This window comes from Microcoleus sp. B4-D4, from assembly GCF_036705185.1.
Classification (GTDB): domain Bacteria; phylum Cyanobacteriota; class Cyanobacteriia; order Cyanobacteriales; family Microcoleaceae; genus Microcoleus.
This window is the reverse complement of the sequence record NZ_JAUBTX010000018.1, coordinates 49,623-63,498: the sequence shown is the minus strand read 5'-3', so window position 1 is coordinate 63,498 and position 13,876 is coordinate 49,623. Positions and strand designations below refer to the sequence as shown.

Sequence of the window (13,876 nt, the reverse complement as noted above, 5' to 3'; positions counted from 1 at the left end):
TGCTCCCATCGAGGCTTGGATACACACCAGAGAGAGCAAAGATTTCAGACTTAAGTTTACACCAATGGGTAGCGAGGTACTTACCAAAAAAATTAGTTTGTAAATTCTCCCTGCCCGTCAGTTTTGTTAGCTGTACAATTTTACCAATTTTTTTTGAACATCCATCAATACTTGACTCGCTGTCATTTTTCCCTGCTGCTCTATCGGAGTATTCGGCGGTAGTTTTTTGAGAATTTCGCAGGATGAGTTGTACATTTTAATAGCGATATTTAGCTTACCTTCTTGAATGTATATATTTCCGAGTTCGAGATAAGCTGAAACAAAAGATGGGCACAGATAAATGATTTTTCTCAAAATAATTTTAGCTGTTTCCAAATCGCCCTGTTCTTCAGCAATGTGCGCTTGTAAACAATAAGGAAATACTGACATAGAATCTACTTTGCTAGCTTGCTTGCAGTGTTCGATCGCCTGAGAATAATTACCTAAATTTGCATAAATTTGCGCCAATAAATAATCAGCATCAAAGGTCTGACATTGGAGAGATAACGCCTTTTTTGCCCGGTCAATCGCCTCAGTATAATCTTTATTTCTAAAGCATTGCTTAGCTTCTTTGATTAGCATTAAATAAGTTTGTTGTGGCGTTTTTTGGGTTAAATTATAGTTTAATAATGCCCCATCCTTGCCCGCACAATGTTCCTCCACATAGCGACTTGGCAGTATTTTTTGCAACGGAGTATCTGCTGTTGACAGCGACCCGATATCTGTAAAATTGCCGTTAGCAAAACTAGCTGGCACCGTTTTTGCTGGTAGCAACTGACGGCTGTCGCTACCAACTTTCGCTCCCTTTCCCGATTCCCCAGAGGCTGATTTTACCTGGGACGCTGGTGTAATCAAAGACTCTATTTTACCTGGTTCATCCCCTAGGACATTCTTGGCTTGATAAACAACCGACTCCGGGAAAATTTTTGGTTGAAACTCCTTCATTACGTGATTGTAAACTTCCGCGTGACCGGTCATTAAATATCCTCCAGGTCTCAGCGTCTTGGCAAATTTTTTCAATACCTGGGAAATATATTTATCTTCAAAATAAACAAAAACATTTCTGCATAGTATCAAATCCATGTTATTAATATCTGTGTAAATATTAGGAAAATTATCTGTCACTAAATTGAGATTGCTAAAGCTCACAAATTGGCGCAATGTTCTATCTATTACCCACTCGGTTTTTCGCCGATCGAAATAGCGCGCTTGCAAATTTGGATCGACTAAGCGAAACGACCAAGGGCTGTAAATTCCCCGCTGCGCTTTTTCTATTACTTCTTGATTGATATCAGTACCTAAAACTAAAATATTCCATTTTTCCAAATCGGAAATTAGATTTTTTAAAATAAAAACTAAAGAATAAGGTTCTTCACCGGTAGAACAGCCTGCACTCCAGATTCGCAGGGTTGGCTTAATCCCCAATTGATCGTGTAGTTTTAATTGGCGATCGATCAATTCCGGGAAAATGACTTTTTCTAGGAGCGACAATTGTCCTTTGTCCCGCATGAAATAACTTTCGTTAGTTGTCAGCAGCAGGGCGAGTTTGTCCCATTCGTTTTGACTTTCCAGACTCGGAGCAGCTAACATTTGATAATAATTATCGGGTAAGCCTATTTTTACAGCTTTCATCCGAGTCAAAAGTTTTTGAGCCAAAGCCGATCGATCTTGCGGGCGAATTTCTAAACCTGTGTGAGCGGCAATTAATTGAATAAATAGCTGAATTTGTGCATCATTCATATCAACTCGGTAAATTTGTTTAGGTAGAATCTATTATGATGGGGAATTGGGAATTGGGGATTGGGAATTGGGAATTGGGAATTGGGAATGGGGGATTGGGAATTGGGAATTGGGAATTTTAGCCGATCGCACTCACCGCCACAATCCGAACGGAAATAAGATCGTGTCAGGTCGATCGACCGCAAGATTCGAGTTGGGGCGGTGAACTCACCCACAAAAACCATCGTTAATTTAGCAGATTGCGAGATCGAAAACAGCAGGTAGAAAACAGACAGCAGCACGAAAAAAATTCGGCCGTTTGCTTTCTACCTTCCGCCTTCAATCGGTAAGGTGCGGCCCGCGCACCCTACACAATGCCGGTTCCAAATCCCGACTGTTTAAGCTGGAAAAATCCGCAGGCGGCGGTTGGGTTCTTCTCCAAAACTGTGAGATTTTAGGTGATAGTGTTCCACAAGTTCGTGCTGCATTTTGCGGACGTTGGGAGAACGCGGTAAGAGTTCCACCGGCTGTCCCTTGGGAATCACAATTTGCTCCACAGCCAAGCGGGTTTCTTCGAGAGCTTCGAGCTCGTCAGAAGTACCGCTGCGGGCGAATAAGGCGAGGTCTGCCACTTCCGGGGTGCCGGGGTCGTCCATGTCCAACAAGCGCCGCAAGGCTCTCGCTACGTGGGGAATAGTGCCGGCCTTAATTGTGTGCAGGGGAACTTGGCGAGTTTTGGCCAAGTGCCTTAATTTTGACTGGTTCCGCACGTTCGATCGCAAAGCCAAAACCACGTCAGCACTTTCAATATCCTTCGTCAACTGCACCGGCAAGTTCAGGGTGGAAATCACCTGTTCTAGCTGGTGGCGAGCTATGCCGTAAGGATAAACGTGGAGGGGCAAATCTTCGCCGTTAGGGCCGACGTTCTGGGAATAACGTCCCCGCTGCTGCGGTACTGGTTCCACGGACAGGGATTCTTCGAGGAGTTGCTCGAAATACCGACTCTCAGGAGCCACCGGCGCGCTGTTAGCTGCTGCGAATTTCTCGCCTTGAGGGGGCATCGGCACCATTTTGCCGGCACTGCGCCACCCAGAAATCGGTGTGACTGGCCGCATTGCTGATACCACAGCGGGGCCTTGGCCGGAAGCTGGCATCCCTGGGAACCGGGCGGGGGGAGAGGCTGACTCGCGCTCGATAATTACTTCTCCGCTGTCGCTGACGCTTCTGATTTGCTGGCTTGGTTCGCGTCCCCGCAGCAGGCTGTCGATCGAATCTGAGACTCGTTCGTGGATTACCCAGCGCTGGCGTTCGAGCATTTCGACCGCAATTTCAAAAGTAGGCGGCGATTTGCGTTCCAAAACTGTCTTTTGAGAACCGCGCCGCCTTGCTTCGTCATCTCCTAGCGTCACCGCTTGGATTCCGCCAATTAAGTCTGCCAGAGTCGGGTTTTTCATCAAGTTTTCGATCCGGTTCCCGTGGGCGGTACCGACCAATTGCACGCCCCTTTCGGCGATCGTCCGAGCGGCCAAAGCTTCTAATTCCGTACCGATTTCGTCAATCACGATCACTTGCGGCATATGGTTTTCCACTGCTTCGATCATGACTTGGTGCTGGAGTTCGGGACGGGAAACTTGCATTCTGCGAGCTCTGCCGATCGCCGGATGCGGGATGTCTCCATCTCCGGCGATTTCGTTGGAGGTGTCGATGATTACCACTCGTTTTTCCAAGTCGTCGGCGAGCACGCGGGCGATTTCGCGCAGGGCTGTGGTTTTGCCTACTCCGGGGCGGCCTAGCATCAAAATTGACTGACCGGTTTCCACTAAATCGCGGATAATGCCGATCGTCCCGAACACAGCGCGGCCCACCCTCAATGTCAAGCCGATAATCTCGCCGCTGCGGTTGCGAAGGGCGCTAATTCGGTGCAGGGTTTGCTCGATACCGGCTCGATTGTCGCCGCCGAAGCTGCCGACTCGATCGATGCAATAGTTGAGGTCTGCTTTGGAAATCGGTGTTTGGGAAAGATGTTCGGCCGAGGATGGAAAACGAGCTTCTGGTCGGCGGCCCAAGTCCATTACAACCTCAATGAGATTGTTGCGCTGCGGGTGCTGCTCTAGGGGCTGCCGGATCTCGTCTGGCACGATTTCTAATAATCTGTTGAGGTCGTCTGTAATCTGCATTCGCCTCGGTGTGTTCGGTTCAGTGGACAAGGGACTGTTGACTGTTGACTGTTGTCTGTTGACTGTTGACTGTTGTCTGTTGACTGTTGACTGTGTACGCATCGGTGGCTAGAAACCCGGCTTCGACGAGTTTTGAGTTGGGTAACGAGAAATATACTAAGAAACCGGGTTTTACTCTTGTCGCAAGTGCGATCGCGAAATCGCAGAATACAGTTGTTAGTTATCAGTTTTTTTTGATTAACAACTAACAACTAACAACTAACAACTAACAACCAACAACTAACAACTAACAACCAACAACTAACAACCAACAACTAACAACCAACAACTAACAACTAACTTTTAATCTGGGAAACTAGAGAACGAGCTAAACTCACGGCCTCCGAGAGAAGTTCTGGGACGGCTTCGAGTTGATTCAACCGAGGTGTTGGAACTTCGGCTGCGCTGTGAGCGGCTGCCACGGGAACGGCATAAGCTCGATCGCTCTGCATTGTGTCTAATTGTTCTAAAATTGGCGACAGCAAAACCCTGGCATAGCTGCCGTAAGCTACACCTGCAATGTATTGGACAGGAGGAACTGACAAATTTTTTCCGCCATCCAAAAGCAGTCCAGAGGCTCTGAGTTTGCTGACAGTGCGATCGTTAGTGCCTCCTGCAAGTTGCACGAATCCCGGCAACTGGGCAGCCAAAACTTTTTGACCGAGTTTTACTGCCGCTCTAGTAGTTCCTGTTCCGATATCTCCGCTCATTGGCCTACCGTCGGTTTGCCAAATTAGGGGACAAGGAAGGGGGGAAATTATTTGATACAGTGTCCGCAAATAGTCAATCAAACCGTCTCCATCGGGGCAACTAATTGCTATTAATTTGAGTCGATCGACCCACGGAGCTATGCTCGACCAAAGTCGCGCAAAATCTACTTCTCTGCCTACTTGCGTGTGGATTTCTAGGGCATCCGCACCGGATTGCAAGATTAAAGGTGCGATCGCAGCGGGAGCAGACACGTAAGAACGAGTGTAGATTAATTGGCTCGGACAAATTGGCAGACAGCGACCGCAGCCATAGCATTGCTGGTCTATCACCCCGGAAAAACCCTCAACAGCTTCCTGAAAAACTATTGCGGAGGCCGGACATATTTTTTCGCAAGGCCGCCAGCAGTCCGTCGGACAATCGGCTGGGTTGAATTCGGCCTTGCGAAAATGCGGGTCTTCCCCATCGTTTAAACTCACCATCAGCCAGGGCAACCCTTTGCCCCCAAACCTGCGGTTGGGGGTTTTTGCCTGTAATTCGCTGGCAACTTGTAGGGCTTCTTTCGCTGCTGCGACGGCGGCGGGATCTGCCGCGACATCGATACAGTCAGCGCCTGCTAAGGTGTAAGCCAAGGTGAGATTCCGAACCGCAGGCAGGTGTTGAAAGCTCGCCCCACAGATCAACTTGAACCAGCGGCCGCTTTTTAATGAGTTTAGGGGATGATAATGTTCTGTCACCCTTATATGCTAATCCTTTCAACTAAAAATTACTACGTGAAAATTTTTTATTTTATTTTTAAATTTCGGCTGATACAACCCAGAAACGCTACTGATAGCAGTAACTGTAGCGCTGTTGGCTCTATATGTAGAGTTCGGGCTGAATTTTTTTCGGAAATTTCATTTTTTTGAAAGCGGCTGTCAGGGGCGATCGCATTTTAGATTTTAGATTTTAGATTGGGAATTGCAAATGATGACTCTTTTAAAGACAGACTCTCTACATTAGCATATTTTGGCGATTTTGGCAAGAAGAGCGTAGGTTATATTTAACTGCTTCCCAGCAGTGCCTGGGAACCTATATCGAGAGGCTCTACCTCGACACAAGATTAGGTCGGCAGAGCCTCCAGCTCGTCGTTACCAGACACTGCTGGTAACGAGTATAAAACGACGTTTTTAAACGGTTTTAGGCTTAAGTTGATATCAATGTTTCCTCTCTCAATAGAATTATATTCATCTGCGTTAGGAAAATGATTCTACTAGCTAGAATGCTTGCTCAGCCGCTTGTAAACCGTAGCCAAAGCATTGCTGTCCCCCACATTTCCCGGAAACAAAACCACTGGTAAATTGGGAAAGAGAGGATGATCGGATGCTGTTTTTACCACCGAACAACCGGCAATAATTTGACCGATTTGCCTGACACTTTTCAGCGACAAACCTGTACTCAAAACATCATTAGAAGTAATGCCACCCTTGCTAATTAAAAACCCGATATCTGCAGGCAGTCCCCGCACGATATCCATCAATAAAGCAGAAACCGCCTCTCCAAATTTTAACCGGACTTCGGTATTTTCAAATTCGAGTTCCTTGCGGCTGGTATAAATTACAGGCGTTTTGCCATCTGCATGAGCAGTGCGGACTTTTTCGAGAATTTCATCGAGCATTTGGGTGCGATACTCGGGTGAATCTTCTAGCAAGTGAGATACATCTATTTCAATGCTAACTATATTGGGTTCTTTTAACAAGCGTTCCAATTGTTCCGTAGTTTTCTTAACGTGGGAACCAACTATTACTGCACCAGGTTTGCCGTCCCTCACGTATTTTGCCATATTGTCGGCTGCGATTGGCTGCGGGCCGAGGTTAGCTAAGGATGTTAAAATACTCGCTGCACTGCGGAATAAAAACTTTTTGCCTTGACTGACTGCATTGAGAATGTGTTTGGCAAATGTGTCTAAATCGCCTTGGCTTTGGCCGTCAACAACTGCACATTGGTTGTCTGTCATGTCCATGAGTCGATCTAAACTTCCGTAGCGAATGTCTGCGAGTAAAATGCGATCGACTGCATCAGCGGGGATGCGACCTTTGGTTTTTTCTTCTACATAGTCTGGCAGGTAACTGTGACTGTACCCGAAGACTGAATCTTTGGCAAATTCGGTTTCGTGTACTGGTGTCGGGACACTGTTAACTATTAGGTAATGCACGCTGTGGCGGGTAATTCTGCCTCCTTCAAAAAAGGCGGGAATTAGAAAATGGGCGTCGAAGGGGCCGAGTTCTTCGGCGATCGCGTCGGTTTCGATGGGATAGTGGCCGCGCAGGGTAGAATCGGAACGGCTAACGATTAGGAAGTCTTCGATTTTTTCGCTGGCGATCGCCCTTTTTAGATTTTGGCACACTTCGCGGGTGACGGAGGCTGCTTTTTCGGGAGTTAGCGATCGAGTATTTGTCAGTATAAAAAAAATCGGGGACTTGTCCCGCAGCCCCAAACGCAGGGTATCTTCGTCCCAACGTGTCAGCAGCAAGCAACTGTGCACGGTTTGCGAACCTGTTGGATCGTCGTCGAGAACTATAATCTTGGGTTGGCTAGAAGACATACTGACCTTGTTGTTAACGTCACCTTTCCAAGATATCCTTACCTGTTACTTAACAGCCAAAAATTTACAATTAGGATATTTCTTAACAATTCTCATTATTCATGAATTTTAAGATGTGTTGAATAATACCGGGCGGTTGAAACCCGGTTGATACTTACCTTACAGCCACTAAAGAGCGGGTTGAAGAAGGGGCGGTTAAAATTTAATAAGGTTGGGTTAACGCTGGTGTCAGAAGAGATTTCTTAGTGTTAGTTTTCGCGATCGGCGACCATCGCGATCGCCGAGATTATGATAGTTATAAATTAACTGATGTGCGCGGGGAGAAATTAGCTTTTTAACTGAACCGTATTTGGCTAAAATTACGTTATACCAATTTCATAAAGTAGCGCTAGACATTACCCCCCCAACCCCCCCTTACCAAGGGGGGGCTAAGACTTCAGCTAGACCACATCTTTAGAAAAATGGTATTATGCTCTTCATTCCGCTTGGCATGGAATTAGTTTGTGTAGACGCGGTTTCAACCGCCGTCCGATCTTTTCCATTTTTTCAATTAGCAGTGTTTCGATCTTGCAACTTTTTTATTTCTGCTTGAACTTCTGTAGCTAACTGCAAAGCTTCGTTGAGCAATCGCCCTTGTTTGCTGGCTCGATCGCTAATTTGCAAGGCATTCAATGTTCTCAAATTATTGGCAAACAGTTCGGAGTTAGTTGCGACAAATTTTTTGTTTTCTCTGAGAATTCTTTCAGTTTTCAAAGCTCGAACTAAATCCTCTCTGATGGCCTGCAAGGCTTGAATGACTTTGGCTCGATCGCCTATTTTGACTTCCGCATTGCCCGCATCTTCTATCCGATCGTTAATTTCGATCGCTTTGATTATACCATTATAGCGATCGACATCATCAAACAAATTGATTAAATCTTTATTTTGGCTGCTCCAAATTTTCCACGCATCCTCAAAAATTAAACCGCATATCGCAGCGAGGTGGAGGGCGAACCAAAACAAATAAGCCCTAGGAAATATCGCAACCAGCAACCAACAACTGATTATAACCAAAACAATTAAACCGACGGTTTTTAAAACTTCGCGCGCAAAATTAGTTGCAGTCGCCGGTCTGTATACGCGATCGGGCCCCGCGCCGCACAGGTGCCTGAGCTCACCGACAGTAATTTCTAATCCTTGAATGTCAGCTCGCATAAATCTTCACAAATATTTGTTAAATATAAAGTTTTGTGGTAGAACAAAAGGCTCGTCTACAATAAATCTAACACTTTTTTCAACCAAAACTGCACTATGTCCGCACGTCCTATCTACCTAGACAACCACGCCACAACTCCTGTAGACAAACGGGTACTTGATGCGATGCTGCCGTATTTTACCGAACAATTCGGCAACGCAGCCAGCATCAACCACGTCTACGGCTGGGAAGCAGAAGCAGCGGTTAAAAAATCGCGGCAAATCATAGCAGAAGCAATCAATGCTTCTCCAGAAGAAATTGTTTTTACTAGCGGTGCGACGGAAGCAAATAATTTAGCGATTAAAGGTGTCGCCGAAAGTTATTTCAGCAAAGGAAAGCACATTATTACAGTAAAAACCGAACATAATGCAATTCTTGATCCCTGTACGTATTTGCAAAAATTGGGGTTTGATATTACTGTTTTACCTGTAAAAAGTGACGGATTGATTGATATTGGCGATTTGATCAAGGCGATTCGGGCCGAGACAATTTTAGTTTCAGTGATGACGGCTAATAACGAAATTGGGGTGATTCAACCGATCGCCGAAATTGCTGCAATTTGTCGCGGAAATGACATTCTGTTTCACACGGATGCGGCACAGGCGATCGGCAAAATTCCCCTCGACGTACAGGAAATGAACATCGATTTAATGTCCTTGACAGCCCACAAAATCTACGGGCCAAAAGGCATCGGTGCTCTGTACGTCCGCCGCAACAAACCGAGAGTGCAGCTAGCGCCACAAATGCACGGAGGAGGCCACGAACGGGGAATGCGATCGGGAACTCTCTACCCACCGCAAATAGTCGGATTCGCCAAAGCGGTAGAATTAGCCGTTGCGGAAATGGAGTCGGAAACAGAACGAGTGATTAATTTGCGCCAGCGTTTGTGGGAAAATTTGAGTGAATTGGACGATGTTTTTCTCAACGGTCACGCTACTAAGAGATTGCCCGGTAATCTTAATATTAGTGTAGGCGGGGTTGACGGTCAAGCGTTGATATTGGGTTTGCAATCGGCGGCGGCTGTTTCTTCGGGTTCGGCTTGTACTTCGGCGAAAATTGCTCCATCTCATGTTTTAGCAGCGATCGGGCGATCGGACAAATTAGCTTATGCTTCAATTCGGTTTGGAATTGGCCGGTTCAATACCGCAGCAGAAATAGATGCAGTCGCCGAACACGCGATCGCAACTATTACATCTCTCCGACAAGCTCAAAAAGTGATGAGTTAGATCGTTCGGCGATTGAAAGAGACTGTTGGCGAATGTCTGAGGGGTTTAACCCCTCAGACATCGCCGTCCTGAATAGGCAGAATGATTGTGCGATCGTACACCATATTAAATAATTTATTATGACTCTTCACCCACGCTCCTTGTCATCGATTCCAGAAATCACCGCCTCCGTAGCACGAACCTCCTTTCCCAAAGGAAATCCCTATATGAAAATGCGCGACGAACTCGGAGTCTTGTACCAAGATACTGATTTTATCACCTTGTTTCGAGCCGACTGCGGTCAAAGTGCTTTATCTCCAGGGCAATTAGCATTAATCAGTGTGATGCAATTTGCAGAGGGATTAACTGACCGACAAACAGCAGAAGCGGTGAGAAGTCGTATAGATTGGAAGTATGCTTTGGGACTGGAAATTACTGATAGTGGCTTTGATTATTCAGTTTTAAGTGAAGGTCGAAGTCGTTTAATTGCTGCGGGACGTGAAAGTCAATTACTCGATAAAATGCTAGCACATTTTATTGAGAAGGGATGGCTCAAAGCCAGAGGGAAAGCCAGAACTGACTCGACCCATGTCATTGGAGCCATCCGTAAAATGAACCGCCTCGAATGCGTTGGAGAAACTTTACGTCATGCCTTAAATCAGTTAGCCACTATTGCTGATGAATGGTTATTAACAGTAGTTAATCAGGATTGGTCTGAGCGTTATGGTACGAGATTTGAGCAATATCGCTTGCCGAAATCTGAAACAGAAAAACAAAGCTTGCTATTAACTATTGGCTATGATGGTCATTACTTATTGTCAGCTTTGTATGACCCTTTGAGTCCTGAATGGTTGCGTCAGTTAAAAGCGGTAGAAATTCTACGCTGTGTCTGGATACAGCAATATGGGTGGTCGGGAGGCAAGGTTTATTGGCGAGAAGCTGATAATTTACCGCCCCACAAGCAGTTAATTACATCCCCTTACGATATCGAGGCTCGCAATCGGACAAAAAGAGATACTAATTGGACTGGTTATACTGTACATCTTACAGAAACTTGCGATCGAGATTTACCTCATTTAATTACCAATGTGGAAACGACACCTGCAACCATTGGAGATGTCGAAATGACTCAGGTGATTCATCAAGCTTTACAGGGTAAACACCTGTTACCACAAGAACATCTTGTCGATACTGCTGATGTTGACGCTCAGCACTTGCTCACGAGTGAGACTGAGTTAGGTATTGAGCTCCTTGGCCCTGCAGGGCCTGACTCTAGTTGGCAACAAAAAGCTAAGCTGGGCTTTGAGCTTTCTTGTTTTACTGTTGATTGGGAGCATCGCCATGCTACTTGTCCGCACGGCCACATCAGCAAATCCTGGCATCAACGCTCGGATAACTATGGCAATCCGGTGATTCAAGTACGCTTTCGTCGGCCCGATTGTGCCACTTGTCCTGTTCGCTCTCAATGTACTCATTCGCCCACCCAAGCCCGTGTTTTGACTCTTAGGCCTCAACCTCTTTATGAAGCTTTAGCCAAGGGTAGGGCCAGACAACATACCGAGGATTTCAAGCAGCGTTCTGCTTTACGGGCTGGTGTTGAAAGCTCCCTGTCTCAAGGCATTCGTGTTTTTGGTTTGCGCGGGGCTCGTTACATGGGTCTTGCCAAGACTCGTCTGCAACATATTGTGACTGCTGCTGCGATGAATTTGTCAAGAATGTGGGGATTTTGGCGCGACATTCCGATTGGCTTGACCCGTGTTTCTCGTTTTTCTGCTCTTTTTAGCTGTGCCTCATCATAGTTTTTTTCCACGATTGTGGGATGTTTGGTTTCACCCTTTTTTAATTCGCCAACAGTCTCTTGAAACCGCGTCTACACAAACGATGTCCGCCTGCGCGGACTGAATAAAATCATGTAAAACTTAATTTTCACCGCCTATTCTTCAACCCGCGCACCATCCGGGTTTTGTTTGTATAGGCGCGGTTTCAACCGCTGGCTTTATATAGTATAATTTCGATGTAACCAAATTTGATATTACCAATTACCCATTACCAATTACCAATTGCCATGACATCCAGCACAATTATACTAATAGCTCAAACCTTGACGGCGCAGCTAGATTTAGAAAGAATACAGGCCATGCAATTCGCCCAAGAATTCTCGAAAAAATTCGTAGAATTGGGGTTTAAAGTTGTACCTCAAATGCTGTGGGCGATCGGCATTTTGTTAATTACGCGATTTGCGATCGACGTTGCGGGGCGCGTGACTCGCCGAGCTCTGAGCCGCACGGAGGCCACGCTGCGGAAATTCTTGGTTCAAGCTGCAGAAATTACGATTTTGATTGTCGGAGTAGTCGCGGCTTTGAGTCAGTTGGGAATTCAAACTACTAGCGTGGTGGCGGTGGTGGGTGCGGCGGGTTTGGCGATTGGCTTGGCGTGGCAAAATACTTTGTCGCACTTTGCTGCTGGGGTAATGTTGATTAGTTTGCGGCCTTTTGAAGTGGGAGATGCAATCGAAGCTACTGATGTGAAGGGAGTTGTCGATAGCATCGGGATTTTTTCAACTACTGTTGTGACGGACGATCGCATAAAAATTATTGTCCCTAACAACCAGCTATTTAACGGTACACTGAAAAATACCACGGCAATGGGAACGAGGCGAGTAGACTTAAAAATTGATATTGGCGATCGGCCGATCCGTCCAACGATGGCTGAGTTATTAGAAATTGCCCACTCTCACCCGCTGGTGTTGGAAAATCCGCCCCCGACTTGTTTGGTAGCCGAGATTACTCCAGATACAACTATTTTATCTCTCCGGCCTTGGTGCGCGTCGGTGGCCTACGAACAAGTGCGATCGCAAGTTCAAGAATACGTCAAAGAAGCAATGAATGCCAACAAAAATCAACAACAATAGATATCAATCCAAAATCTAAAATCCAAAATCCAAAATCTAAAATGAGCAACTGGTATCCGCAGCAAATTTTGCAAGAACCCGGTGTCAGGATGTCCGCCACCGAAAGACAAACAATTCTCAGCAAATTTCCGCCTCCCGACGAAAACAATCAAATTTATGCCGACGCAATTTTTGAAGGCGGAGGCGTGCGTGGAGTTGCATTTTTAGGAGCGCTCAGATGCTGCAGCGATTTGGGCATCCGCTGGCGAAAATTGGCAGGCACTTCTGCCGGTGCAATTACTGCCGCAGTATTGGCAACAGATTTGTCAATAGATGACTTAGAAGAATTGTTGGGACAGCTCGATTACAGCATATTTTTAACTCAAAAAAACAGTCCTCTAATATTAAACGGCGACCCCGCAGACGACCTGCAATCTCCAGCTTGGACGCTACTTTTCCTAACAATTAGCCGCCAAATGGGCGAATATTCTTCGCAGCCTTTCCGGCAGTGGTTGGAAACAATGCTCGGTCGAGGTAACTTGCACACTTTTGCCGATGTCAAACAAATCGTAAAAGACCGGGAATTAAAAGTAGTAATATCCAACCTCACTCGCGGTGAAATGTTGGTAATCCCCGATGACTTGCACCGACGCGAATCGGCGGATTCCGATGCTTTGTACGAGGAGTTGCAGCTCAAAAGTGCTGAAGATTTTAGCGTCGCTGAAGCGGTGCGGCTGTCGATGAGCATTCCCCTATTTTTTGAACCCGGAAAACTCGGAAACGACTTAATTGTCGATGGGGGAATTCTGAGCAATTTCCCGCTGTGGATTTATGACAAACAATCCGTCGGTTCGACTCCGGTTGCACCGCGCTGGTTTACCTTTGGGTTTCGATTGGTCGATACTGGAATTGAGAGTAAAGTTAAGATTGATACTCCGCTGTCGATGCTGGCGGCGATGTTCAGAACGATGATGAAAGCAAGAGACCGCTATCACCAGCGGGAAATGGATAAAGGCAGGGTGATTAATATTGATGTGACTGAAGCTGGGGTGACGACGACGGATTTTCAACTTGATGCCGATCGCAAGGCTAATCTGTACCGGTTGGGCTATTTGTATACTAAGAGGTTCTTTTTGAGTTCCAACTTTAGTTGGGAAAAGCACTTGAAGGCTAGGGGATTTGGGGAATAGTCTTGATTTCGGGAATTGGGCATCGGGCATCGGGCATTGCGAATAGTTTCTTTTTCTTCCCTCTTACATCCTGTATCCGTGTCAAAATCCG

The 13,876-nt window shown here is 46.2% G+C and carries 10 protein-coding genes; 5 read left to right on the top strand and 5 right to left on the bottom strand.

The genetic code is table 11. The features are described 5' to 3' along the window. Positions 1-126: 126 nt before the first annotated feature. The gene (locus tag QUB13_RS15455; protein ID WP_333382211.1) at positions 127-1,779 is read right to left on the bottom strand and encodes a CheR family methyltransferase; all 1,653 of its coding nucleotides are present in this window, start codon (positions 1,777-1,779) and stop codon (positions 127-129) included. Positions 1,780-1,825: 46 nt separating this feature from the next. Between QUB13_RS15455 and QUB13_RS15450 the strand changes: the two genes are divergently transcribed. Then, entirely contained in the window at positions 1,826-1,984 is a 159-nt protein-coding gene (locus tag QUB13_RS15450; protein WP_333382209.1) for a hypothetical protein, read from the top strand. 172 nt (positions 1,985-2,156) lie between these two features. Here the strand turns inward: QUB13_RS15450 and QUB13_RS15445 are convergent, their stop codons facing one another. From QUB13_RS15445 to QUB13_RS15430, 4 genes are all read right to left on the bottom strand, one after another. After that, positions 2,157-3,935, bottom strand: a complete 1,779-nt coding sequence (locus tag QUB13_RS15445) for a R3H domain-containing nucleic acid-binding protein (RefSeq protein WP_333382282.1) — start codon at positions 3,933-3,935, stop codon at positions 2,157-2,159. A gap of 335 nt (positions 3,936-4,270) precedes the next feature. Then, positions 4,271-5,419: a circadian clock protein LdpA gene (gene ldpA / locus QUB13_RS15440; protein WP_333382207.1), complete on the bottom strand. Its 1,149-nt coding sequence runs from the start codon at positions 5,417-5,419 to the stop codon at positions 4,271-4,273. 515 nt (positions 5,420-5,934) lie between these two features. Then, the gene (locus QUB13_RS15435; RefSeq protein WP_333382205.1) at positions 5,935-7,266 is read right to left on the bottom strand and encodes a four-carbon acid sugar kinase family protein; all 1,332 of its coding nucleotides are present in this window, start codon (positions 7,264-7,266) and stop codon (positions 5,935-5,937) included. A 546-nt stretch (positions 7,267-7,812) separates the two neighbouring features. After that, positions 7,813-8,460: a hypothetical protein gene (locus QUB13_RS15430; protein WP_194009295.1), complete on the bottom strand. Its 648-nt coding sequence runs from the start codon at positions 8,458-8,460 to the stop codon at positions 7,813-7,815. 96 nt (positions 8,461-8,556) lie between these two features. Here QUB13_RS15430 and QUB13_RS15425 point away from each other — a divergent pair, with 96 nt between their 5' ends. The 4 genes from QUB13_RS15425 to QUB13_RS15410 all read left to right on the top strand — a co-directional run bounded on the left by QUB13_RS15425 (position 8,557) and on the right by QUB13_RS15410 (position 13,785). Further along, positions 8,557-9,726: an IscS subfamily cysteine desulfurase gene (locus QUB13_RS15425; protein ID WP_333382202.1), complete on the top strand. Its 1,170-nt coding sequence runs from the start codon at positions 8,557-8,559 to the stop codon at positions 9,724-9,726. 119 nt (positions 9,727-9,845) lie between these two features. Beyond that, positions 9,846-11,504, top strand: coding sequence for an IS1182 family transposase (locus QUB13_RS15420; protein ID WP_333382184.1), 1,659 nt, complete (start codon positions 9,846-9,848; stop codon positions 11,502-11,504). 266 nt (positions 11,505-11,770) lie between these two features. Beyond that, a complete protein-coding gene (locus tag QUB13_RS15415; RefSeq protein WP_333382200.1) occupies positions 11,771-12,616 on the top strand; it encodes a mechanosensitive ion channel family protein in 846 nt (281 codons plus the stop codon). Between the two features lie 41 nt (positions 12,617-12,657). Beyond that, entirely contained in the window at positions 12,658-13,785 is a 1,128-nt protein-coding gene (locus QUB13_RS15410) for a patatin-like phospholipase family protein (protein WP_333382198.1), read from the top strand. The last annotated feature ends 91 nt before the right edge of the window (positions 13,786-13,876 follow it).